The 24,758-nt window shown below is 43.1% G+C and carries 18 protein-coding genes and 1 pseudogene; 17 read left to right on the forward strand and 2 right to left on the reverse strand.

The window, feature by feature from the left end; translation table 11 throughout:
• The first annotated feature begins 74 nt into the window (after positions 1-74).
• The 7 genes from H8S63_RS11575 to H8S63_RS11605 all read left to right on the forward strand — a co-directional run bounded on the left by H8S63_RS11575 (position 75) and on the right by H8S63_RS11605 (position 10,901).
• Positions 75-1,604, forward strand: a complete 1,530-nt coding sequence (locus H8S63_RS11575) for an Mfa1 family fimbria major subunit (RefSeq protein ID WP_186926862.1) — start codon at positions 75-77, stop codon at positions 1,602-1,604.
• A gap of 143 nt (positions 1,605-1,747) precedes the next feature.
• Positions 1,748-2,716 carry a FimB/Mfa2 family fimbrial subunit gene (locus H8S63_RS11580; RefSeq protein ID WP_186926863.1) on the forward strand — a complete coding sequence of 323 codons (969 nt, stop codon included), beginning with the start codon at positions 1,748-1,750 and terminating at the stop codon, positions 2,714-2,716.
• 76 nt (positions 2,717-2,792) lie between these two features.
• On the forward strand, positions 2,793-4,046 hold the full coding sequence (locus H8S63_RS11585; RefSeq protein WP_186926864.1) for a hypothetical protein: 1,254 nt from the start codon (positions 2,793-2,795) through the stop codon (positions 4,044-4,046).
• Positions 4,047-4,103: 57 nt separating this feature from the next.
• On the forward strand, positions 4,104-7,679 hold the full coding sequence (locus H8S63_RS11590) for a BACON domain-containing protein (protein ID WP_186926865.1): 3,576 nt from the start codon (positions 4,104-4,106) through the stop codon (positions 7,677-7,679).
• Between the two features lie 399 nt (positions 7,680-8,078).
• Positions 8,079-8,927 (forward strand): AraC family transcriptional regulator, encoded by an 849-nt coding sequence (locus tag H8S63_RS11595; RefSeq protein WP_007757324.1) that lies wholly within the window; start codon positions 8,079-8,081, stop codon positions 8,925-8,927.
• Between the two features lie 35 nt (positions 8,928-8,962).
• A complete protein-coding gene (locus H8S63_RS11600) occupies positions 8,963-9,622 on the forward strand; it encodes a hypothetical protein (RefSeq protein WP_007757323.1) in 660 nt (219 codons plus the stop codon).
• 142 nt (positions 9,623-9,764) lie between these two features.
• A complete protein-coding gene (locus H8S63_RS11605) occupies positions 9,765-10,901 on the forward strand; it encodes an OmpA family protein (RefSeq protein WP_186926866.1) in 1,137 nt (378 codons plus the stop codon).
• Between the two features lie 65 nt (positions 10,902-10,966).
• Here H8S63_RS11605 and H8S63_RS11610 read toward each other — a convergent pair whose 3' ends face one another.
• Both H8S63_RS11610 and H8S63_RS11615 read right to left on the reverse strand, forming a co-directional pair.
• A complete protein-coding gene (locus H8S63_RS11610; protein ID WP_229102206.1) occupies positions 10,967-11,653 on the reverse strand; it encodes a hypothetical protein in 687 nt (228 codons plus the stop codon).
• Between the two features lie 243 nt (positions 11,654-11,896).
• Positions 11,897-12,055, reverse strand: a pseudogene (locus H8S63_RS11615) (ATP-binding protein); the annotation flags it as partial.
• Between the two features lie 458 nt (positions 12,056-12,513).
• Between H8S63_RS11615 and H8S63_RS11620 the strand changes: the two are divergent.
• The 10 genes from H8S63_RS11620 to kdsA all read left to right on the forward strand — a co-directional run bounded on the left by H8S63_RS11620 (position 12,514) and on the right by kdsA (position 24,704).
• A complete protein-coding gene (locus tag H8S63_RS11620) occupies positions 12,514-13,761 on the forward strand; it encodes a nucleoside permease (RefSeq protein ID WP_007757313.1) in 1,248 nt (415 codons plus the stop codon).
• Positions 13,762-13,778: 17 nt separating this feature from the next.
• A complete protein-coding gene (locus tag H8S63_RS11625; protein WP_007757312.1) occupies positions 13,779-14,333 on the forward strand; it encodes a bifunctional nuclease family protein in 555 nt (184 codons plus the stop codon).
• Positions 14,334-14,341: 8 nt separating this feature from the next.
• Positions 14,342-15,040: a 16S rRNA (uracil(1498)-N(3))-methyltransferase gene (locus H8S63_RS11630; protein WP_186926867.1), complete on the forward strand. Its 699-nt coding sequence runs from the start codon at positions 14,342-14,344 to the stop codon at positions 15,038-15,040.
• 50 nt (positions 15,041-15,090) lie between these two features.
• Positions 15,091-16,638, forward strand: coding sequence for a DUF4836 family protein (locus H8S63_RS11635; protein WP_186926868.1), 1,548 nt, complete (start codon positions 15,091-15,093; stop codon positions 16,636-16,638).
• A 16-nt stretch (positions 16,639-16,654) separates the two neighbouring features.
• Positions 16,655-17,299, forward strand: coding sequence for an ATP-binding cassette domain-containing protein (locus tag H8S63_RS11640; RefSeq protein ID WP_022274907.1), 645 nt, complete (start codon positions 16,655-16,657; stop codon positions 17,297-17,299).
• 73 nt (positions 17,300-17,372) lie between these two features.
• Positions 17,373-18,578, forward strand: coding sequence for an ABC transporter permease (locus H8S63_RS11645; protein WP_186926881.1), 1,206 nt, complete (start codon positions 17,373-17,375; stop codon positions 18,576-18,578).
• A 16-nt stretch (positions 18,579-18,594) separates the two neighbouring features.
• Positions 18,595-21,255, forward strand: coding sequence for a TonB-dependent receptor plug domain-containing protein (locus tag H8S63_RS11650; protein WP_186926869.1), 2,661 nt, complete (start codon positions 18,595-18,597; stop codon positions 21,253-21,255).
• 709 nt (positions 21,256-21,964) lie between these two features.
• On the forward strand, positions 21,965-22,885 hold the full coding sequence (miaA, locus tag H8S63_RS11655) for a tRNA (adenosine(37)-N6)-dimethylallyltransferase MiaA (RefSeq protein WP_186926870.1): 921 nt from the start codon (positions 21,965-21,967) through the stop codon (positions 22,883-22,885).
• A 55-nt stretch (positions 22,886-22,940) separates the two neighbouring features.
• A complete protein-coding gene (locus H8S63_RS11660) occupies positions 22,941-23,867 on the forward strand; it encodes a diacylglycerol kinase family protein (RefSeq protein ID WP_007757301.1) in 927 nt (308 codons plus the stop codon).
• A gap of 36 nt (positions 23,868-23,903) precedes the next feature.
• Positions 23,904-24,704 carry a 3-deoxy-8-phosphooctulonate synthase gene (gene kdsA, locus H8S63_RS11665; RefSeq protein WP_186926871.1) on the forward strand — a complete coding sequence of 267 codons (801 nt, stop codon included), beginning with the start codon at positions 23,904-23,906 and terminating at the stop codon, positions 24,702-24,704.
• Positions 24,705-24,758: the final 54 nt, after the last annotated feature.

Genomic DNA, 24,758 nt, shown 5'->3' on the forward strand with positions numbered 1-24,758 from the left:
CAGGATTAACGGATAAATAGCAAGCATTTAATATATTAATTATTAAATTATTTATTTACTAAACAGTTTAAGTTATGAAAGCAAACAATTTATTTTTAGCGGGAATTGCAGCCTTAAGTCTGGGCATGACAGCTTGTAATAATGAGGATGTCCCTCAGGTAAACAATCCGGGCGAGGGAACAACATTTGCAGGAATGTATATTTCCTCTATGAAGGATGTCTCAACCAGAGCGGTGAATGACAAACAGGAAGATTATGGAGGAAGAACGGAAGAGAGTAAGCTTACGGAATTACAGCTTCTCTCAAATGTCCTGCCTCAAACATGGACGTTAGGAACGGCAGCTGATGAAACAGGCAAGTTTTGGGAAACGCAAACAGCCGGTACATTCAAGGTTGCTCCATGGAAGACGAATCCCGGTCCTCAATCCATGGCGCTGTTGTTTAACAAGGGGACTCTTTCCGCCGATATTGCAACAGCCCCGGACAAGACGCATGGCAGTGCAGCTACCGCAGTAAAAGATATTGCCGCTCTTGCCACAGACAACAAGTTTGTCATGACTTCGAAAGCCGAGCAGAAAACCATTGCTCCCGGCATTACCGAGAACGCAGCCAAAACGGGTACAAGTGAGGCTCAAAATGTATTCTCCTTTGATGTGGAGCGCGTCGTGGCACAAGGACTGGTCGCGAAGGATGCCGCATTGAAAGAAACAACCGCGGATGGAAAAGGAAAGGTTGATCTTACCGACATCACGTATACTGCCATCAACGGTGCCGCAAAGACATATCTTTTCCGTAACCATGCGGGAAAGCGTACAATTGGAGATGCCGACGGCCTTTACGAGGGCTTTGCATCAGCCATTGATGGATATACCGATTTTGAGACGGCCAAAGAACCGGAAGGTTCAGCTAAAGAAAATTTAATCCGTTTGGGGAATCTTCTGTCAAAAGACAATCCACAGCAGGATGATCTTGGTATGTATGCTGCTAAAAATGCTGCAGCAAGCGCCTCTGAAGCTAAAACAGGAGCAGGCATTTATTTTCTGGAAAATTCCGTAAAAAAGGATGCATTCACTGCTAAAAACAAGAATTTCGGTTACTACCGTCTGCCCTATGCCAAGGTCTATACCACTTATACTCCGAATGAAGTATGGAAACTTGAAGACGGCAAATTGGTCAAAGAGACTAATTTTCAAAAAGGGACAACATTTTTCCGGGGGGAAAAAGACGGTCTTATCTATGCTAGCAAGGAAGCCGCAAAGAAAAGCCAGTTAAATCCGGATCAAGGAGCTTATACTTACATGAACGGAAAATGTGCATACCGTGCGTTGTGGAACCGTCAGACTGTTACAGCTGATGGAAAATCGATTGTGAACGCTGACACACGCCGTAACAACACCTATCTGTTGACAATCAAGGCTTTCCAAGGATTGGGCATGCCATGGGATCCTTCCGATCCAAAAGATCCATATCTGCCGAAACCGACAGATCCTACTGAACCGACAAATCCAGAAAATCCGGATATCGAGAAAGAAGAAACCTATATGCGTGTCGAGGCTAAAGTGCTCCAATGGAACCTCGTTTCACGTGATGTCGTTTTGGAGTAATTTTAATATTAGATTGCTGATAAATTCAGCCTGCAATTTCTTACATAGCTGTGAGAGGGAAGAGGAATTTTTCCTCTTCTTTCTCCAATCAACAAACAGTTTGGTTTCAAACTGTTAAATAACCCCAACATAAACTATATCAAATGAGAATCAGAAGTGTACATTACATCGCATTTATCATGTTGCTGGTTTACTGTCTTATAGGATGTAATTCTGCGGTATTTGATAACTTGGGTGGTTGTCCGCAAGGTGTTTATTTCCAGTTCTATAGACAGACCCCTTGCGAACAATTTCCTGGATATCCGTCAGATATCAGAGAAGTCCGGGTATTTGTCTTTGATGATGATGATCTGCTGGTGGGCGAATTTTCTGACAAGAAGGCAGTCCTTTCGGCAGATTATTCTTTGTCCGCCACATTGCGGCACACGGGGAAACTCACGTTTGTCGCATGGGGTGGCAGTGACCTGGAGGCCTATGATTTTTCAGATTTTCAGGAAGGCGTTACTACCAGACAGGAAATGCAGGTGTCACTGCGGTTGAAAAACGGACGGATTTCCTCAGCCCCCGGGCCTCTGTATGTCGGTCTCGCCTCCATATCACTGGAGAACCGGAAGGATATGGGAAGCGTGTATGAACGGGTGGCTTTCAATATGCAGGAATTGACATACCGGGTACACTTCACAATCAGTTCCATAGGTTCCCCTTTCCCCATAGACGAGGAATTCGTCATCAGGATAGAAGATGACAACGGTGTGTATGATTTCAACGGCCGGATCGCCCTTTGTGAACGTTTTGAATACGCGACCGAAGCCATACATGACGCTGAAGGGGCATTGAAAGCGGATTTCACGCTGATGAAACTGGAAGAGGGAAGAAATGCGTTCGTATCTCTGATTGACAAGACAACCGGGGAGATTCTTTATACCGCTAATCTGGTTGATGACATCCTCATGTTCCGGGGAGATGCGGGCGAACCGCCGTATAGCCTGGAATGTGACCATGATTTTCCCATAACCCTGAAACTCAAGTACGAAAAGGAAACATGGATGCTGATACAAGCGACCGTTCTGGATTGGAATGTCGTTTCCCGCCCCATAGAATTGGAAAACTGATAATCAGACAGATTTTAAAACTAATGATTCGTGTAATATTAGAAAGGAATTGGTATTATTATAAAAATGATAGATAATGAAATACGGAATTGTGATAAAGCTGTTGATGGTGGCCTGTGTATCAATTGTACAATTGACCGGATGTTCGTCTGATACGGAAGAGTTAGAAAAGTCAGTTTCGGGTATTCCCATCCGGATTGTGGCGGAAATGAATGGAGGAACCGGTATTTCTCAGATGACAAAGGCGTCTGTACGTTCATCCGGAGAGTGGAAAGAGAACTATATCGGTGCAGAGGAATATGAGAAAACTGTTAAACATGTTCTTCTCTTCGCTTTTAAGAATATGGAGAGCTCTCCGGAAAAAGTTATTTTCTATTATTCCCAAGGAACAACCAACCCGTTGGCGGGTATAACCGGCATTGAGCATTTTGAGATGAGAGAGATGGGTAGAGTGAATACAGGCGAATCCAATATAGCCTTGGACCTGGAGTTGATGGGAGGCGATTATAATTTTGTTTTGTTGGTTAATTGTGAATCCGGATTGGAAAAAATCAGGAATGGACATACAATTCCTGATCCGAAGCAATTAATGGAAAAGACCGAAATTTTCACATCTGACGATCTGAAAGGAGAAAACCGGAAGTATCTTCCCATGACTGGGCAGTGTAACTTCCATGTTCCGGATAATGTAGTTAGTAATAATAGGATTACCCTTTCTCCCTGCATACTTCTGGAACGTATGCATGCCCGTATTGAATTCATACTTACAACAGTTGATGACAGGGGGAATTATCTGTCTCCTTTGTTACCTCTTTCCAAAGTGACAAAACTCTCTCTGAATAATGAGGTCAGCGGTTATTCTGTCCTGCCTTCCGCCGGGGAATATACGGCAACTGGTGGGGGTAATCCGGATATGAGAGGAGTAGATTATGCGGGGACTCCCCTATTATTGCCGGAAAGAGCCAGTTTCCATAACGGTGCCAACGAGGGGGCCGGAGAATCCGCTTTTGTGACCAAATGCAAAGAAAGACTGCTTCCATATATGGGTAAGACACCTAGCTACATCTATGTGGCTCCGGGAGTCTACGGGAAAGGGAAAGAGGGGGCGCTGGCCTTGGTCTTATCCGTCGATTATCGGATGGGAACCCCCGATAAGCCGTATAGGATCGAATTCTATAATCCGGATCTTTCCGAGAATGATAAGGGTTATTACAACATCCGGCGTAATACGGTTTACCGTGTCTTCGCCACACTGAAAGGACCCGGAAATATGGAATATGACATAGTTGTGGACGAATGGGAGGATACGGAGGTGGCTATCCCCTGGTAACTAAGGTATGGTCAGTCATGCCATCACGAAGAAAAACAGTTTAAAGAATAGATACATATGAGAATCAAACATTACACTTTGATAGTCGCTTTTCTGGCGATATCTATGGGAATCCCTCTCGTGCAAGGGTGCAGTGATCCCTTCGATGAGTATGGAAACGGCGGGACAGAAATGCCTGTTAGGGAAGGCTGGACGTCTGTCAGCATGTCTGTCGAAGGACTTGGTCTTCGAAATCCCCTGACACGGTCCCTTACACTGGAGGGGGAGAATTCCACGGCAGCGGAGAGGATTAGGGTACTTGTGTTTGACAAGGACAACAAGTTTTCATATGAGGCCAAAGTGACCTCCTATATTCCTTCCGGTAATCCGGCTGACAAGAAAGACAAGGGTACCATGACCTTGTTGGCGAAAAATACTCCTTCAGGCGATACCAGTACATTCGTGATGCTGGCCAATGTCACCCGGTCAGCTAATACAGACGGACTGGCTGGAAAGACACGGGAGGAAGTCATGCAACTTTTCACTTTCTCCATGCCGGACAAGGGGATATGGAAAGACGGGGAGTTGCCGATGTGGGGTGCCTCGGACCCAGTCAGGGTGGATCACAGTGCCGGTGCCGTTCCCAAACTTGGAACTGTCTATCTGGTCCGTGCCGTGGCACGTGTGGACGTGGGGCTTAACTTAAGCAACATATCGGAAGGGGCTTCTACATTCGACGAGAAAGCCGGAGGGATTGAAGGGATAACGCTGACTAAAGTATTTTTTTATAATACCAATACGACGGGACGGGTCTCTCCGTTCGAGAACGGGATTTACTGGGATGAGGCCAATAGAAAGGCGAAACAGCCTTCTATTCCTGATCCTGCTCCGGCTGTGACAGGAAAGATTGATAGAACATCTTCCATAGTGGATGAGAAAATCTTGTTACGTGAGGTATATGTTCCGGAGGCGGTCAATGTGCCGACGGCTGCCACGCAAGGGGCCAACGGAGAGACTCTTCCTGAGAATAATACGGAAAAGTACTTGAAACGTCCTTATATCATTGTCGGACTGACCGGTGCAGATAAGAGCCGTCCTGACAAGGAAACTTTCTTCCGGATAGACTACCTGAAACGTACTGGAGCCGAGGCTGATGCGACATACGAGTACCTTCCCTTGCTGCGTAACTACCGTTATCTGGTGAATATCAAGGCTGTAGGTGGTCCGGGATTCGATACGGAAGAGGATGCTAGGAAAGGACCGGCCGCCAACATCATGTACAATGTTGTGGTATGGAACGAGTCCACTATGTCTGATGTATTGTATGACGGGCAATATATGCTGGGGGTCAGTGCCGACCATTTCACTTTTTATAGGGAGGGAGGCAGCCTGACGGCGAAAGTGCAGACTTCCTGGCCGGAAGGATTTACGGTAGAGGGACTGCCTGCATGGATCAGTTATTCTATAAAACCTTCGGATCCGGATAAGACCGCACCGACGGATGAGAAAACCGTGACCTTTACGGTCACAGAGCATGTGGATGCATCCCGAAGGTGGCCGGAAAAGCCGGAAGATGCTCAGAATACGTTGAAAGCCGCTTATGTGAAGGCGGGGCGTATGAAATGGTTTCTTGGCTTTGAGCAGTCTAAGGATATCAATGTCACCTTACAGATTTTTGCGGACGAGGCCTGCAGCCGACCGCTGGAGTTTATTGAGGTCAATCAGTATGGCGAAAGCTATGGGCAGGCGGATAAGGTGATAACGAAAGACGGGCGGACGCTTACGGCGGAAGAGGCAGGTGCCAGGGTTACTTTCTATGTAAAGACAGAACCGCATGATTTGGAACCCGTTTTCCATGCCGAAGCCGCCAATCCGTTCAAGATAGAGAAAGCGGGTCAACTTGCCGGGGGAATATGGAAGTACACGGTGACGGCTTCCGACATTACAGGAAATACGGAGTATTTCGATAATTTCAATACCACTTATACTTTGACCGTCACCCATGTGGAAACCGGTAGAAGTGCGTCGGGGAAACTCAGCCTCCTGCAGAAGGAATATAATGCTATCCCCTTTTTTGACAAATTCCTGCATCAGTCATTGCTGGTATCCAATAACAGTATCTATCTGATGGATGGCAAACAGAAGCAATATTATGTCAAAGCCAACAGCGAATACAAAATTGAGTTGGTTTCGGCTTTGTCTGACAACAATGCTGGTAATGTGATAGAAGACTTTACGCTTTTCTATGAGAAGGATCCTTCCCTTTCTGGAAAACCTGTGCCTTTCATAGCTGTTGACGATATGACGTCTCCGCGTCTTTACTCCGGTAAGGCGAAATTCAAGATTTATTCCCCTGATGCTCTTTTTCCGGAAAGAGAATTTGAGTTGGAGCTGGTTTCCGGAATTGTGCAGCCTGAAGCGAATACATATATGCTTAAAGCGGGAGCAAAGCAAGGGATCTTTATTCCTGTTTCCCGGGTAAATACTGCCTATGAGTATTACAAAAAGCTTCTGGACCATGACGCTGTTTTAAGTGGTAAGCAGGGACTTCCCGGTAGCAAAGAGGATTTCATGTTGAATAAGTTGGATGCAGATGATGATTGGAGAGTCAATATCGTGTGGACGGATATTAAAGAGGCTGGTGGGCATAATGATATAGAAAAAGCGGGACTCAGTGAATTGTCCGAACAGGGAGGTTCAGGTCCAGGATCATATATTTATGTCAAGCCAGGGCAGACTCCGGGAAATGTGTTGATAGAAATTAAATCTGGCAAGATCAAGGGGAATCCGACACTCTGGTCCTGGCATATCTGGATTGTTGACAAGTATCCGACAGTATTGGATGTTGCGAGTCAGGGAGGTGATGATCCGAAAACGGTTCAATTGATGTCGCATCTGTTGGGAGCGTACGAAAGGGTCCAATCACAGTATAGTGCAGATGCATATAGGGAATTTGGTATGCAATATCAATGGGGCAGGAAAGACCCGTTCCCGGCACATGATGTTCGTGTCAATAAAAACTTTTATGACGGCAGCGGTAAGCTATTTGATTTCCTTTGGGAACAGAGAGGAAATGATGTGGATTATGGAAAAACAGATGCTCAGGAAGCGAGAGGGGCTGCTCTTACGATGAAACAGAGTATCGAACATCCAAATGCCATCGTCTCTCATCAAAGTTTCTGGCTGTATGAATGTTTCCCGCATAGGTTTGTTAGTTATTTCAAAGACCGCTGGGTATTCCTGTATCCATGGAATAAACCTTCTGCGGGGAATCCGGAGGATGTAGGCGGGAAAACCGTATTTGACCCTTCTCCTTACGGATTCCGGATTATGTCGCAGAAAGAGGCTGTAATTTTGAGGTCTGCATATTATTATGCAAGTCGTTCCGGCCTTAACACACCGCTGCCTGGAAGTATTTATGACGGCAGTTTTACAGATGGCAAGTCTGGGGGTAATGAAGTCATTTTCGCCGTGGCACAAGCCAGAAGCGATACTCATGCAGGGCGTTATCTGCTTAATTCCACTGGAGGTCCTGCCGGTTGGGCGCCTACTTCCAATACAAGCGCTGTTTACAGGCGTTGCATGACCTATTCCGTACGTCCGGTCATTGATCCGGATGTGCAGGAAGACTACAAAAAGTATTTGCCAGAATAAGTCATACTCCGTGTGAGCTTTTGCTTGCACGGAGTAAAAAATCTTGTTGTATTTTTCTGTAGCGTATCATATTTTGGTGTCTTTTTATAGTCATATATTCACGAAATAAATATTGTGAGAACTTTGTTTCATATCACTTTTACACGAGCGTTTGGTAACTCAGAGACATATTTTATGAATACTGTTTTAAGAATCGGTATACCATCGGATGGTAGTCAGTCATAAAAATGCATGGTCTTATAACCTCCAAAACTCTTTATGTCCCAATGACCTATCAAAGACCGATTGATTGACCAGTATATGTTTTGTGTATTTAATTTGTCTGTTTTAGTTGAGAAATTGTCTGTTTTTACAAAAACAGCTATGTCTTGATTTTTGTTGTAATAAAAAATAAGAAATATGAAATTACTATATCTGAATGAACATTTATCCTGTCTGAATTACCAGATGAATTCGGATGTAGGATTTACTTGTCAGCAACTGGAGAAGGATGAGGTATACCGGATTGATAATAGCAAGTCGTCGTGTACTCTTTTTATGATTGAAGGTGATGTGATTTTTGATCTGGGTAAATATAAAGGTTTACGAATTTTACAGAACCAGATGGTGTTCATTCCACAAAACATAGGAACCCGGATGAAGTCTATAACCGGTTCGAAATGTATGCTTTTATTTTGGGACAGGAACATGAGTGTATGTGACAAATTGTTTTTGGGCTCGTTGTCTGCCAGAGGGGAGGACCGAACGGCTGATAATTTTATTCTTCCCGTCAGGAAGCCTCTTGCTGAAGTGCTGGATTCTGTCGGAATGTATCTGGAGGCAAGGTTGCTTTGTAAACATATGCATTTGCTGAAGCAGCAGGAACTGCTTTTGGTGTTGAAGGGCTTTTATACAAAGAAAGAACTGACAGCGTTCTTTTCCGCATCGACCGGCATCAGACAACGTTTTGAGAAATTTGTCATGGAAAACTATAAGAAAGTGAACTCTGTCAAGGAATTCGCTGATTTATACTATGTTTCCGAACGCTCCTTCAGCCGGAAGTTCCACTCCTGTTTCGGGGAAAGTCCTTATAAATGGATGCAGAAGAAAAGGGCGGAACAAATGTTGGAAATGATTTGTGATCCGGAGTTTTCCTTTCAGGAAATATCCGACAGGTTAGGTTTCAGTTCACCTTCCCATTTTACGGCATATTGCCGCAGAATGTACGGGATGCCTCCCACCCTATTGAGAGAAAAAAATAAGAAATGAACGGATTTTTATAATTACATTTTAACGGAGAAACTATGAAATATTTAAATACCGGTCTGGTCTGTGAGCAGTCAGGGCTTTCCTGTGTGGAGTTGCCGAAGATCTGTATACCAGTCTACAGAGAGGTTGTCAAGGAAATGGCAGAAGTGATAAAGGACTCTCAGATGCGGGATGTTTTTTACTCTCTTTCTACCGGGATAGATGTACAGACAGTTTCCAAGAAAACAGGTGTTGCCCCCAGGAATCTGGCATATATGTATAAAAAAGCGAGCAGGCAGGTTCATTTGGAATGGAAACCTTATTCTGAATGGAAACAAGAGTTGGACCGTGTATATATCAGATGCCGGAATTATGCGGCACTCCTGACACATTCCCAAGAGTGTGGCGGACAGAATTTCAAGAATGTAGTGATAGTTGTAAGGGAACAGGATATTCCGTCGGAATGTGTAGACCTGTTGATTACACCTTTAGGAAATTTGGATATAAATTTCAGGGTGTTACGTGCGCTTAGAAAATACAATATCTATCAGCTTGAGGATCTTTTACGCTTTATAAAATATAACGGATTTGATGCGCTGTGCCGAATACCCGGTATAGGAATGAAATCTGTTGAGCAGTTGTACAAGAATTTAAAAGAGAGGAAAATTCTGGAAGATAAGGAAACTTGTATGCTGTTCCGCTACCTTTTTGTGTAAAATACATAAAGAATACAGGAACTATATTCAGACATTTGAAATGACTATGGATATAATTGATATCTTGTCTTTATTTTTAAAACGAATAGATATACTGATAAAACGGGATAATTCCCCTATGTTTAATTAAAAACTAGAATTGATGAAAAAAAACATCTTGATTTTATGTATGCTTGGAGCATCTGCCCTGGCTGCAAATGGACAGACATTATTGAAAGGTATTAAATTTACGGACAACTGGTCTGTCGGAATTAATGGTGGTGTGACCACTCCGATGACACACTGCTCTTTTTGGAAGAACTCCCGCCCTGCTGTGGGCATTGAATTATCAAAACGGATAACACCAGTTCTGAGCCTGGGGACTTCAGTCATGGGGTATATCAATACAAGCAGTAGTAAAACGGCTTTTGACGCTTCGAATGTTGAGCTTTTAAGCAAGTTTAATATGATGAATCTTTTCGGTGGTTATCCTGGAACACCCCGGACATTTGAAATGGAAGCCGTAGTTGGAGTAGGCTGGCTTCATGGCTACGTCAACGGTACGGGGGATGATAATTCCTGGGGTACACGGCTGGGAATGGACTTCAACTTTAATATAGGGAAGGAAAAAGCGTGGGCAATCAGTCTGAAACCATCATTGGTATATGATATGGAAGGTGACTTTAACCGACACAAGAGCCGTTTCAATGCCAATAATGCACGTGTTGAACTGCTCGCAGGGATTACTTATTATATAAAGGGAAGTTCCGGCAGGCACCATGCCACCCTCGTAAAGGAATATAATCAGACAGAGGTGGACAACCTGAATGCAAGTGTAAACAGTCTGCGTGGCCAACTTTCGGACAGCCGTAAACAGACAGAGGAAGCAGTTGGCCGTGCGGACATGCTCCAGAAGCAGCTGGCTGAATGTCAGAACAAGAAACCGGTCATTGAAACTGTTATTGAAAAAGCCAAGACACTGGAGTCTATTGTAACTTTCCGCCAGGGTAGTTCCAAGGTTGACGTCTCACAACTCCCCAATGTGGAACGGATTGCCTCCTATATGAACAGGCATCCTGAATCCAAGGTTGTGATCAAAGGATACTCTTCACCGGAAGGAAGTATCGAGGTAAACGAAAGAATAGCCCGTGCCCGTGCGGAGTCAGTCAAATCCATTCTTACGAAGAAATACCGGATAGCCGCCTCACGCATTACTGCGGAAGGACAAGGCATAGGGGATATGTTCTCTGAACCTGACTGGAACAGGGTCAGTATCTGTACCTTGCAGGAAAATAAATAATATCCGGGACTATGGTTCCATACAATCCACAGCATCATCTGCAAGATGCATGAATGTTAAAGATTTCATATAAACCATGGATTGCGATGCGGATTATAGTCAGTCTGCAATGTAGCCAGTTGCCAATCGGTAACTGGCTTTTTGATTTCATCAAGCTTACGGAGAATTTGTGGGCTGAGCCGCAAGCGGACCGTATCGTTAAGCCATTTCATGCTGTCCTCATAATCCCGTATCCGTACAACACTTACATTATTGGGAACTATGAGTTTTGTAAGTTCATAAACAGCCAGTCTTACCATGTACCTCTTAAGGTTAGGATTACGTGGGTCATGTAACACAAAATGTTGTCCTGCTTGTGGAATATCTGCGTTTACGTCTGTTTCTGGACTGAACACCCGTCCTTTGTAGACTACATACTCGTGATCCGAAAGTTCATATGTGTTGTATGCCGGATCATAATCTGCGACGGCACCCCAATTGTCGGAAACTATTGGGTCGAGGTTGCTGTCAAAGCTGTCAAGTGTCGTCAACGTGTAAAACTCTCCGCTATATTCGACCACGCTCCATAATGGATATTCCACGGGCTGCCATGATGGCGTTTCTATTTCCTTCCAGCCATTGACTAGCGGGATACGTATGTCGTTGAACTTGTATCCATTCTCCAAAAGACAGGTATAGAAAACCCCATTATGACTTATCTTATCACCCAGATAGTAAGTACCAAACAGGGAGTAATTTACCACCTGTGTCACACTGATATTGGCATCGGAACACTCTTCCTAATAAATGGCTGTTGATGGTTTACGGTAACCGCTGATGGAGCGTGTCACTTCATGAATTTGTCCTTCAAAATAGATATGCCCCCCTGGAAAATATAAAGCCCGTTGACCCACTATTATATTCCCAATTGATCCATCAAAAAAACATTGGATTTATGAAAAGAAAAATGCATTTTAACCCGGGTCAGTTTTAGTTATAATTATCTACCACAGATGTTACTTCTTTTTGGCATTTATTTTTCTTACAGAATCTCCAGTAAGTTCAATCTTGTGTGCAGAGTGTACAATTCTGTCCAATATTGCGTCAGCTAGGGTAGGATCACCAATTGCATCATACTAGCTTTCGACAGGAAGTTGTGATGTTATTATGATTGATTACGTTTGATTGTACAGTCTATTTTCGAGGTATAGTACAGCTATTGGACTTTCACCATAAAACTATTACATAGAGATGAAATGCTCAATATTAATAGATTATGTAGTTTTTTTGCAGAAGTGGCAAGGAAGGAAATTTGCTCTGTATAGGGGGGGGGATTTTCAAAAATAATTCATTTCTAACCTTTTAGAAGTTGTAAACTATATACATCCGTCTTTGCGAAAATTTGATTATTAATTGTATTCATGTAGGCTAATATGCGATTTTTCGACTCAGCTACCTTAGTTTGCATTTGATATTCAGAAAGTTATAGAGCAAAATAAGCTACCTGGGATAGATAGCCTTCTTTTTTTTGTACCTTTTTCTCCGATTACTAGTTCACCTATCCAATGAAAATATTATATTTGCATCTATTATCAACTATCAACGAGAAAGAGAAACACAAATTTAAAAAGTCATGAGTATAAAAGTTCGTTTGATTATTATGAACTTCCTGCAATTCTTTGTATGGGGGTCATGGTTAATATCATTAGGTGGTTATATGGGCAGAGAACTCCACTTCGAAGGAGGACAGATCGGCGCCATTTTCGCCACTATGGGAATCGCTTCTTTAGTAATGCCCGGTATCATCGGTATCATAGCCGATAAATGGTTTAATGCAGAACGGTTATACGGACTTTGCCATATCATAGGAGCCGCTTGCCTTTTCTACGCCTCTACAGCAACGGACTACGATCATATGTATTGGGCAATGTTACTTAATCTGCTGGTATATATGCCTACCCTATCACTCGCCAATACAGTTTCATACAATGCATTAGAGCAATATAAATGCGATCTGATCAAAGACTTCCCTCCTATCCGTGTATGGGGAACTATCGGTTTTATCTGTGCCATGTGGGCGGTAGACCTTACCGGTTTCAAGAATTCGAGCGCGCAGCTTTATGTAGGCGGTGCTTCCGCGCTATTGCTCGGCCTTTATTCATTCACCCTACCGGCTTGCCGACCTACCAAATCTGAAAACAAATCATGGCTTTCAGCTTTCGGACTGGATGCATTGGTGTTGTTCAAAAGAAAGAAAATGGCTATTTTCTTCCTATTCTCCATGCTCTTGGGGGCTGCACTACAGATCACCAACACTTATGGAGATCTCTTCCTGAGTAGTTTTGCCGGCATTCCGGAATTTGCCGACTCTTTTGGAGTGAAACATTCGGTTATATTGTTATCCATATCACAAATGTCCGAGACATTATTCATTCTCGCTATCCCCTTCTTCCTGAGACATTTCGGAATCAAACAGGTAATGCTGATCAGTATGTTCGCTTGGGTATTCCGGTTTGGACTGTTCGGGTTCGGAGATCCGGGTTCCGGACTTTGGATGCTCATCCTTTCTATGATTGTTTACGGTATGGCCTTTGATTTCTTCAACATTTCCGGTTCATTGTTTGTTGAACAAGAAACCAATTCTTCCATTCGTGCCAGCGCACAAGGACTGTTCTTTATGATGACCAACGGATTGGGAGCGATTATCGGCGGATATGCCAGCGGCGCTGTGGTGGACGCATTCTCCGTATATGCCGATGGCAGGCTGGTAAGCCGCGAGTGGACAGATATTTGGCTGATATTTGCAGCTTATGCACTCGTTATAGGTGTTTTGTTTGCTTTAGTATTCAAATACAAACACCAGCGAGAAAGTCAAAACTAATCAAGTAAGAAAAAACAATGGATAAAAAGGTAGAATTACAAGTTATAAATATTACAAACAGTCAGGCACAGATAGGCGCATTTGCCATGCTGTTAGGCGAAGTGGACGGTGAGCGGCAATTGCCTATCATCATCGGTCCGGCAGAAGCCCAAGCCACCGCTTTATACCTGAAAGGAGTGAAAACTCCCCGTCCGTTGACACACGATTTATTCATTACAAGCCTCACCGTACTAGGGGCAAGCTTGATACGTGTATTGATTTATAAAGCCAAAGACGGTATTTTCTACTCCTATATTTATCTTAAAAAAGACAACGAGATTATACGAATCGACGCACGTACTTCGGATGCGATAGCATTGGCTGTACGTGCCGATTGCCCGATTCTTATCTATGAATCCATTCTTGAACAAGAATGCCTGCACCTGTCGGGAGAAGAAAGAACTCGTTCCGGACAGATAAATGATGAGGGAATATCGGATGAAGAAGCATTGCAACAGGCTATTAAAGAGGAAAACTACGAGCTGGCTGCCCGGATACGGGACCAGATTAATTCAAGAAACAATAATCAGTAATTAACATTATGCACGTTTTTTATACTCCCGATATACAGAAAAGTAACGAACTGCCCGATGAGGAAGCACAACATTGCATCCGTGTTTTACGGTTGAATATCGGAGATGAAATCACCCTTACCGACGGTGAGGGAAACTTCTATAAAGCAGAAATTACGGCAGCGACCAACAAACGTTGTCTGGTGGCTATCAAGGAAACCATATTTCAGGAACCACTCTGGCCTTGTCATCTTCACATTGCCATGGCACCGACAAAGAATATGGACCGTAACGAATGGTTTGCAGAAAAAGCCACCGAGATAGGTTTTGACGAATTAACCTTCCTCAACTGCCGTTTCTCGGAACGTAAGGTTATCAAGACCGAACGAATCGAAAAGATTCTCATATCGGCCATCAAACAATCACTCAAAGCACGATTGCCGAAGCTGAATGAAATGACCGATTTTGACAAGTTCATTACCCGTGAGTTCAAAGGACAGAAGTTTATCGCACATTGCTATGAAGGCGACAAACCTTTATTGAAAAACATTCTCAAACCCGGAGAAGACGCGCTTGTCCTGATAGGTCCCGAAGGAGACTTCAGCGAAGAGGAAGTAAAGAAAGCCATTGAACAAGGATTTGTCCCAATCAGTCTGGGCAAATCACGGCTTCGTACGGAGACAGCCGCTTTGGCAGCCTGTCATATATTAAATCTTCAAAACCAATAACACAGCAATCGACTGAATAGATGATTATACAACTTTTAAATAACATAAGTATGGTAAAGAAAATGATTTCACGACTCTCGGTACTGGCAGTACTGATTGTTTTTCTGGCAGCATGTTCCAAGACATCAGAGTACACAAATGTGATACCGGCTGATGCTTCGGTAGTTGCTTCTATCAACCTCAAATCCCTCGCAAGCAAAGCCGGATTGGACGATAAAGAGAATGAAGCTGCCAAACAAAAAATATTGGAAGCACTGAAGAGTGGAATGAACGCCGCTACTTTCCAACAATTGGAGAAGATTATGAAAAACCCCAGTGAATCGGGAATTGACGTGGAATCTCCGGTCTATGTATTCTCTTCCTCTTCTTTCCCATACCCCACTATCGTAGGAAAAGTGAGCAACGAAGACAATTTGCATGCTTCATTGGATGTAATGGCAAAAGAACAGATCTGCCAGCCGGTGAGCGAAGCCGATGGATACAGTTTTACGACAACAAACGGAGATTTGCTTGTATTCAATAACCTCACTGTGATGATCATCGACGTAAACGGAGCTTCCCAGACCGAAAAAGCCCAAGAAGGCATTGTTACTCTAATGAAACAGACAGCAGAGAACAGTATCGCAAAATCCGGAGCTTTCCAGAAAATGGAAAAGCAGAAAAACGACATTAATTTCTTCGCATCCATGACAGCCATTCCTTCCAATTACCGCAATCAAGTAAGCATGGGGCTACCTGCCGAAGTAAAACCGGAAGATATTACTCTTGTGGGAGGATTGAATTTTGAGAAAGGCAAGATTGCCCTCAAGACAGAGAACTATACCGAGAATGACGCTGTAAAAGCTTTACTGAAAAAGCAAATGGAATCTTTCAGGAAAGCCAACAATACTTTTGTCAAATATTTCCCGGCTTCCACACTAATGTTTTGCAATATAGGAGTGAAAGGAGAAGGACTTTATAATCTGCTAAGCGAAAATAAAGAATTCCGCAACACGGTATCCATTGCCAAAGCCGACGAAGTGAAAGAATTATTCAGTTCATTCAATGGAGATGTTTCCGGAGGCCTTATCAATTTCACGATGAGCAGCGCTCCGACCTTTATGGTATACGCTGATGTCAAAAATGGAAATGCGCTTGAAACTCTTTATAAGAACAAGCAGTCGTTGGGACTGAAAAGAGGTGAAGACATTCTGGAACTTGGAAAAGATGAATATGTCTACAAAACAAAAAGCATGAATATATTCTATGGAATCAAGGACAAACAAATGTATGCAACGAATGATGAGTTACTTTACAAAAATGTCGGCAAAGCAGTAGACAAGTCCATCAAAGATACTCCTTATGCTTCTGACATGAAGGGTAAAACCGTATTTATGGCTATCAATGCCGAAGCGATACTCGACCTGCCCGTTGTTAAAATGATAACAGGTTTCGGAGGCAAGGAAGTAAAGACTTACCTTGAATTAGCCAACAAAGTATCTTATCTATCTATCAGTTCAGAAGGTGAAACCAGCGAAATCGACCTTTGCCTGAAAGATAAAGATGTCAATGCTCTTAAACAAATCGTTGACTTTGCCAAGCAATTTGCCGGCATATAATCTGTAAACAAACGGTATGAATAGTATTCACTTACAGCAAACACTTCCCCAAGTGTTTGCTGACCGTAACTCGATAGTCTCGGATATATGGCATCAGGATCTTTTCTTCCGAAAAGGAAAAATGTATCTGATTGAAGCAGCTTCCGGCACCGGTAAGTCCTCGTTGTGCAGTTACATCTATGGCTATCGAAACGATTATCAAGGGATTATCAATTTCGATGAAACAAATATCAAAGCATACTCCGTGAAACAATGGGTAGACTTGAGAAAACATTCATTGAGTATGCTTTTTCAAGACTTGCGCATCTTTACCGAACTTACCGCTCTCGAAAACGTACAACTGAAAAACAACCTTACCGGATATAAAAAGAAGAAGGAAGTTCTCGCATACTTCGAGCAGTTGGGTATTGCAGATAAAATCAATGTAAAAGTCGGTAAACTATCTTTCGGACAGCAGCAACGCGTTGCTTTTATCCGTGCACTCTGCCAACCGTTCGATTTTCTTTTCCTGGATGAGCCGATCAGTCATCTGGACAATGATAACAGCCGTATCATGGGAGAAATTATCACAGCCGAAGTTGAAAGACAAGGAGCCGGAGTCATCGCAACTTCCATTGGCAAGCATATTGATTTACCTTACGACCACATCTTCCAACTATGACCGGCTGTCTCATAAGAAAATACTATCACACTCTTTCGAACCGTTAATTGTAATCTGTAAAATCGTAAATAAAATGTCTGCTCTTGTCTGGAAACTCCTCCGCCAACATATCAGTATCGGCCAGCTGGCCGGTTTCTTCTTGGCCAACCTATTCGGAATGATGATTGTATTGCTTAGTGTGCAATTCTATAAGGATGTGATTCCGGTATTCACCGAAGGAGACAGCTTTATGAAAAAAGATTTCATCATAGCTACAAAGAAGATCAGCACGCTGGGGTCTTTCGCAGGAAAAAGCAATACATTCACAGCCGAAGACATCACCGACCTGAAAAAACAGCCGTTTACTAAAACAATAGGAGCTTTCACTCCTTCACAATTCAAAGTATCAGCCGGATTAGGAATGCAGGAAGCAGGAATCCACCTTTCCACAGATATGTTTTTCGAATCAGTTCCTGACGAGTTTGTCGACATCAAACTCGACAAATGGCATTTTGACGAATCCACTCATACAATCCCTATCATTATTCCCCGCAATTATCTGAACCTGTATAATTTCGGATTTGCCCAAAGCCGCAATCTGCCCAAGCTCTCGGAAGGATTGATGAGCCTTATCCAAATGGACATAATGATGCGAGGCAACGGACGGGTAGAACAATACAAAGGAAACATTGTCGGCTTTTCCAATCGTCTGAACACCATTCTCGTGCCGCAATCATTTATGAAATGGGCTAATGAAAACTTCGCTCCGGGTGTAGAAGCACAACCTTCGCGACTAATCATAGAAGTCAACAACCCTGCCGACTCTTCCATTGCCGGTTACTTCCAGAAAAAGGGATATGAAACAGAAGACGGAAAACTAGATGCAGGAAAGACCACTTATTTTCTCCGCCTCATTGTAGGAATAGTATTGGGAGTAGGTTTATTTATCAGCATTCTCTCATTCTATATATTAATGCTAAGTATCTTCTTGTTATTACAGAAAAACACCACAAAATTGGAAAGCTTATTATTAATCGGTTATAGTCCCAACAGAGTGGCATTGCCTTATCAATTACTCACGGTAGGTTTAAATATTGTCGTACTTGTCCTATCCATCGGACTAGTCTACTGGTTACGTGGCTATTACCTCAACAGTATCCAATTACTTTTCCCGCAATTGGAAACAGGTTCATTATGGGTAGCCGTCAGTATGGGAATTCTGTTATTCCTCGTTGTATCTGTAATCAATATACTCACAGTCAGAAAGAAGATTTTTTCCATTTGGACACATAAGTCGTAAATGTAAAGCACACAGTATGAAAAGCAAGACTACGTTTTCTATCAATCAAAGTTCAATGGCATTCCTCATCGGAATGCTGTTGTGTATTTCCTCAGTATCGATAACCGTATCTGCACAAAACATGCAAGATACCATCATAGCCCATTTTAATCTGCTGGAAAAAGTACCTCAGGAGAAACTATATCTGCACCTGGATAAACCTTTCTATGGAGCAGGGGAGAAAATATGGTTTAAAGGGTATTTGGTAAATGCAGTCACACATCAGGATAATACACAAAGTAACTTCATCATTACAGAACTTGTCAATCGTTCCGACTCGATCATAGAACGGAGAAAGATCCGCAGAGATTCCTTAGGATTCCATAATGCCTTCTCACTTCCTCCCACGCTCCCTGCAGGCGATTATTACCTGCGAGGATACAGTAATTGGATGCTTAACCAAGAAGCGGAATTCTTTTATTCTCACAATCTGAAGATCGGTAATTCGATTGATAATACAATCGTTTCCACCATTGAATATCAACAGGAAGATGAAACACATTACACCGCTAAAATAAAATTTACCAGCAATACTCAGGAAACGTTCAACAATACAACGATTCGTTACCGTTATATCGAAAATGGCAAAGTGGAAGACAAAGGAAAAAGGAAGACAGACGAGAATGGTCTTATTTCTATTTCCCTGCCGGATTTGAAACCTGCCGCCACCCGACAGATCATAGTAGAATTTGACGATCCCCAATACATCTATAAGAAAACCTTCTACCTGCCTTCATTCACAAAAGATTTTGATATCAAATTCTTCCCGGAAGGCGGTGCATTATTAGCTGTCCCCCACCAGAATATAGCTTTCAAAGCGCAGGGAGCGGACGGTCTGTCAAAAGAAATAGAAGGTTTCCTGTTCAACTCACAAGGAGACACCTTGACCGTTTTTCGTTCCGAACACGATGGCATGGGAGTTTTCACCTTAAATCCAAGTGATGGAAATTCCTACTATGTAATTGCCAAATCCGGTGATGGTATCAGCAAGCGATTCAATCTTCCCGCTGTCGAACAGCAAGGAATTACCCTCTCTATGACGCACTACAAAAAGGAAATACGTTATGAAATTCAGAAAACAAGTACAACCGAATGGCCTGAAAGGTTATTCTTAATAGCACATACTCGTGGCAAATTAGCTATTCTGCAACCAATCAATGCGAACAGGCCTTTCGGAAGAATGAATGACAGTCTGTTTCATGTCGGCATCACTCATTTTATGCTTATCGACCAACAGGGCAATGCGCTTAGTGAGCGGTTGGTTTTCATCCCCGACCGTAATCCACATCAGTGGCAAATCCTTCCCGACAAACCGACATACGGAAAAAGAGAAAAGGTATCTCTGCAAATCGCAGCTAAAGATCATAACGGCAGTCCTATAGAAGGAAGTTTTTCTATCAGCATTACCGATCGGAGAAGTATCCGGCCGGATTCCCTTGCAGATAATATCGTATCAAACCTTCTTCTGACCTCCGATCTGAAAGGTTATGTGGAAAATCCCGGATATTATTTTCTCCACCAAGATCTCAGAACTCTACGTACCCTGGACTTCTTAATGATGACACACGGGTGGCGCAGACATCATATCAAAAATGTAGTGACTCCACCTTCTTTAAATCTAGCCAACTACATAGAAAAGGGGCAAACGATCAGTGGACGAATCAAAGGGTTCTTTGGAGGTAATGTGAAAAAAGGTCCTATCTGTGTCTTAGCTCCCAAACAAAAGATTGTTGCTACCACTACTACGGACGAAAAAGGAGAATTTATCGTGAATACATCATTCAAAGATAGTACAACTTTCCTCGTACAGGCACGTACCAAAAGGGGATTTGCCGGAGTAGACATAGAAATCGATACTCCTAAATATCCGGCAGCCTCCCCAAAGTCACCTTTCCGTAATGAAGCAGCAACCTTTATGGAAGACTATTTGCTCAACACACGTGACCAATACTATATGGAAGGAGGTATGAGGGTGTATAACCTGAAAGAAATACTTGTCACGGGAAGTCGTAAAAAGCCCGGTTCGGAGAGTATATACACAGGAGGTAGCAACACTTACACTATCGAAGGGGATAAATTGGAGAATTATGGTGCACAGACAGCCTTCGATGCAGTCAGCAGACTTCCGGGAGTCAGTGTGACAAACGGCAATGAGATACATATCCGGAACAATCCCGAACAACCCGTCATTGTTATTGATGACGTTGTGTATGAAGACGACAATGATATCCTGACTATGATACAGACTAGCGATATGTCCAGTCTGAGCCTTCTTCGTGGAGCGGACGCTGCCATATTAGGTTCTCGTGGTGCGGCGGGCGCCATTGTTATCACACTGAAAGAGGGCAAAGATCTTCCTGCAAGACCCGCGCGAGGCATTATCACATACACTCCGCTGGGATACAGCGATTCTGTCGAATTCTATCAACCCACTTACGATACCCCCGAAAAGAAGAATGCGCGACGTTCGGATCTGAGAAGTACGATTTACTGGAACCCCGCACTTCAACTGAATGCAGAAGGAAAAGCAACCATAGAATATTATACTCCGGACAGTACCGCACCGGAGGATATAATCATAGAGGGAGTGGATAAAAACGGAAAGGTATGCCGGATAGTTCAAACAATCAACAATTGATAGCAGTTCAAGCTCCTCAATAGCTTTTATATTAGGGTATCCTTGTCCTATCAAGCAAGCACTACTGTGTTAAGGTGCCTTTATCTTTGCTCTACCATACCGGTATTGTTCCATTAAAACACCGACATTGTTAATTCACCACGGCCGTGGAGAGATCTTCTCACGGCTGTGAAGAGAAGCTACCACGGCTGTGGAGAGAAGTCGTCACGGTCGTGGAGAGTTAAAGATAAAGGCACCCTAACTGAATAATACCGGCATTTCAGCACCACTTTACCGTCAGCTTAGCCTTATTCTTCCAGTATCTCAAAAGCGCATAACCACGTATTTATCAAACAATTCACCTGGGAAAGAGACAAAAAGCAGGCTGACAATAAAAGTCTTATCTCCTATTGTCAGCCTATTATCAGTTTCTATTGTCAGCTATATTTTTACTGATAATCAGCGGATTAATTGTTATCCTGACAGATTGACAATAAAAACTGAATAAAAAAACATAGTAGCAGAGAAATAAAAAAGACAAGAAGTATAGTTTTATCATATAATCAGATTTAAATTCCTGTTCAAACGCTATATAGTTCGCTTTAAAGTAAAATACGTATTCCTCCCTTTTCTGCAAATTTCCCAAGCTCTAATCTTCATAAAAAAGTAATTGTATACAGGATAGGTTAAATTTATTTCGTAATTTTGCGGATATATAAAGAATGAAGCTATGCCGGACTATGATTTAATCACCATACTCGGACCTACCGCATCAGGCAAGACTCCTTTTGCTGCTGCTTTGGCCTATGAACTCAACACAGAAATTATCAGTGCCGACTCCCGCCAGATATACAAGGGAATGGATCTTGGCACAGGGAAAGACCTTGCCGACTATACAATAAACGGATATACGATTCCCTATCATCTGATTGATATTGCCGAGCCCGGATATAAATATAATGTATTTGAATATCAACGCGATTTCCTTATTTCTTACGAATCAATTAAACAAAAAGGCCGTCTCCCCGTTTTATGTGGAGGAACAGGTATGTATCTGGAATCCATACTGAAAGGATACAAACTAATGCCCGTACCGGAAAATCCGGAACTGCGTACCCGCTTGGCGAATCATTCCCTTGAGGAACTGACAGAAATATTAAGCCGCTACAAAATATTGCATAACTCTACCGATGTGGATACAGTAAAGCGTGCCATTCGCGCCATAGAAATCGAGGAATATTACGCCACCCATCCGGTTCCCGAACGCGAGTTTCCGGCACTGAACAGCCTTATCATCGGAGTAGATATCGACCGGGAGCTACGTCGCGAGAAGATTACCCACCGATTGAAACAACGGTTGGAAGAAGGAATGGTAGATGAAGTACGACGTTTGATTGAACAAGGCATTTCACCGGATGATTTGATCTATTACGGGTTGGAATACAAATACCTGACATTGTACGTCATAGGCAAGTTGAGCTATGAAGAGATGTTCAACGGTTTGGAAATAGCCATCCACCAGTTTGCCAAGCGGCAAATGACTTGGTTCAGAGGCATGGAAAGAAGAGGATTTAACATTCATTGGGTGAATGCGACACTTCCAATGGAAGAAAAGATAGCTTTTGTAAAAGAAAAACTGAAAGAGATTTAGTATCTTTGTCGGTTATTAAAGTGAGATTTTAATACAGTAGGATAGGAATACGAATATGAGTGTAGAACCGAACAAATGGGGTGTGATTTACAACCCGAAAGCTGGTACCCGAAAGGTAAAAAAGCGCTGGAAAGAGATCAAGGAGTACATGGACAACAAAGGTGTTGATTATGACTATGTACAATCCGAAGGTTTCGGTTCAGTAGAACGTCTCGCAAAGATTCTAGCCAACAATGGTTATCGTACTATTGTCGTTGTAGGCGGTGATGGAGCATTGAATGACGCCATCAACGGTATTATGCTATCCGACGCCGAAGACAAAGAAAATATCGCACTTGGCCTGATTCCGAACGGAATCGGAAACGACTTCGCTAAATATTGGGGACTCAGCACTGAATACAAACCGGCAGTGGATTGCATCATCAATCATCGGCTGAAGAAAATAGACGTAGGCTACTGCAACTTCTATGACGGCAAAGAACACCATCGCCGTTATTTCCTCAATGCCGTCAATATCGGATTGGGTGCACGAATCGTAAAGATCACCGACCAGACCAAACGTTTCTGGGGAGTAAAGTTCCTGTCATACGTTGCAGCCCTGTTTTCTTTGATATTCGAACGAAAACTATACAGAATGCATTTACGCATCAACGACGAGCATATCCGCGGACGTATCATGACCGTATGTGTGGGTAGTGCATGGGGATGGGGACAAACGCCAAGTGCCGTACCCTACAATGGATGGTTGGACGTTTCCGTAATCTATCGTCCGGAATTTCTACAGATTATTTCCGGACTATGGATGTTGATTCAAGGAAGAATCTTAAATCATAAGGTAGTGAAAAGCTACCGTACCAAAAAGGTAAAAGTACTTCGGGCACAAAACGCATCCGTAGATTTAGATGGCCGTCTGCTTCCCAAGCACTTTCCTTTAGAGGTGGGAGTACTTCCGGAAAAAACAACGCTTATTATTCCGAACTAATATTGATTGACAACCTGTAATTCATTAAATAACAAAATGATAGAACTTAAGAACAATCCTGCCGGTAACTTTTTCCTATTGGCCGGTCCGTGTGTGATAGAAGGAGAAGAGATGGCAATGCGCATTGCCGAACGAGTAGTAAAAATCACCGAAACATTGCAAATTCCATACGTATTCAAAGGCTCTTACCGCAAAGCCAACCGTTCGCGGCTTGACTCATTCATGGGTATCGGTGACGAGAAGGCACTAAAAATACTACAAAAGGTACGCGACACGTTCGGGGTTCCTACCGTAACGGATATCCATAGTGCAGACGAGGCCGAAATGGCAGCCGAATATGTGGATATTCTCCAAATACCGGCTTTTCTCTGCCGTCAGACAGACTTATTGGTCGCAGCAGCTAAAACAGGAAAGACAATTAACATCAAAAAAGGGCAGTTCCTTTCTCCTTTGGCTATGCAGTTTGCCGCCGACAAAGTGGTGGAAGTTGGCAACAAAAACGTGATGTTGACCGAGCGCGGTACGACTTTCGGTTATCAGGATTTAGTAGTAGACTATCGTGGTATCCCTGAAATGCAGTCATTCGGATATCCAGTCATTCTGGATGTCACCCACTCTTTGCAACAACCCAATCAGACCAGTGGCGTTACCGGTGGTATGCCGCAACTGATAGAAACCGTTGCCAAAGCAGGTATAGCCGTGGGAGCGGACGGACTATTTATCGAGACACACGAGAATCCTGCCGTAGCCAAAAGTGATGGTGCCAATATGCTCAGACTGGACCTTTTGGAAGGTCTGTTGACCAAGCTGGTCCGCATAAGAGAAGCTATAAAATAACTATTTTGCTGCCAATTTGTGATTTAACGTCAAACACTACGACAAATTACTCAG

This window comes from Bacteroides sp. NSJ-39 (assembly GCF_014287315.1).
Taxonomy (GTDB): domain Bacteria; phylum Bacteroidota; class Bacteroidia; order Bacteroidales; family Bacteroidaceae; genus Bacteroides; species Bacteroides finegoldii.

Coding starts and splice junctions, on each gene's coding strand:
- H8S63_RS11575 (WP_186926862.1), top strand. CDS start 75: ATGAAAGCAAACAATTTATTTTTAGCGGGAATTGCAGCCTTAAGTCTG.
- H8S63_RS11580 (WP_186926863.1), top strand. CDS start 1,748: ATGAGAATCAGAAGTGTACATTACATCGCATTTATCATGTTGCTGGTT.
- H8S63_RS11585 (WP_186926864.1), top strand. CDS start 2,793: ATGAAATACGGAATTGTGATAAAGCTGTTGATGGTGGCCTGTGTATCA.
- H8S63_RS11590 (WP_186926865.1), top strand. CDS start 4,104: ATGAGAATCAAACATTACACTTTGATAGTCGCTTTTCTGGCGATATCT.
- H8S63_RS11595 (WP_007757324.1), top strand. CDS start 8,079: ATGAAATTACTATATCTGAATGAACATTTATCCTGTCTGAATTACCAG.
- H8S63_RS11600 (WP_007757323.1), top strand. CDS start 8,963: ATGAAATATTTAAATACCGGTCTGGTCTGTGAGCAGTCAGGGCTTTCC.
- H8S63_RS11605 (WP_186926866.1), top strand. CDS start 9,765: ATGAAAAAAAACATCTTGATTTTATGTATGCTTGGAGCATCTGCCCTG.
- H8S63_RS11620 (WP_007757313.1), top strand. CDS start 12,514: ATGAGTATAAAAGTTCGTTTGATTATTATGAACTTCCTGCAATTCTTT.
- H8S63_RS11625 (WP_007757312.1), top strand. CDS start 13,779: ATGGATAAAAAGGTAGAATTACAAGTTATAAATATTACAAACAGTCAG.
- H8S63_RS11630 (WP_186926867.1), top strand. CDS start 14,342: ATGCACGTTTTTTATACTCCCGATATACAGAAAAGTAACGAACTGCCC.
- H8S63_RS11635 (WP_186926868.1), top strand. CDS start 15,091: ATGGTAAAGAAAATGATTTCACGACTCTCGGTACTGGCAGTACTGATT.
- H8S63_RS11640 (WP_022274907.1), top strand. CDS start 16,655: ATGAATAGTATTCACTTACAGCAAACACTTCCCCAAGTGTTTGCTGAC.
- H8S63_RS11645 (WP_186926881.1), top strand. CDS start 17,373: ATGTCTGCTCTTGTCTGGAAACTCCTCCGCCAACATATCAGTATCGGC.
- H8S63_RS11650 (WP_186926869.1), top strand. CDS start 18,595: ATGAAAAGCAAGACTACGTTTTCTATCAATCAAAGTTCAATGGCATTC.
- miaA (WP_186926870.1), top strand. CDS start 21,965: ATGCCGGACTATGATTTAATCACCATACTCGGACCTACCGCATCAGGC.
- H8S63_RS11660 (WP_007757301.1), top strand. CDS start 22,941: ATGAGTGTAGAACCGAACAAATGGGGTGTGATTTACAACCCGAAAGCT.
- kdsA (WP_186926871.1), top strand. CDS start 23,904: ATGATAGAACTTAAGAACAATCCTGCCGGTAACTTTTTCCTATTGGCC.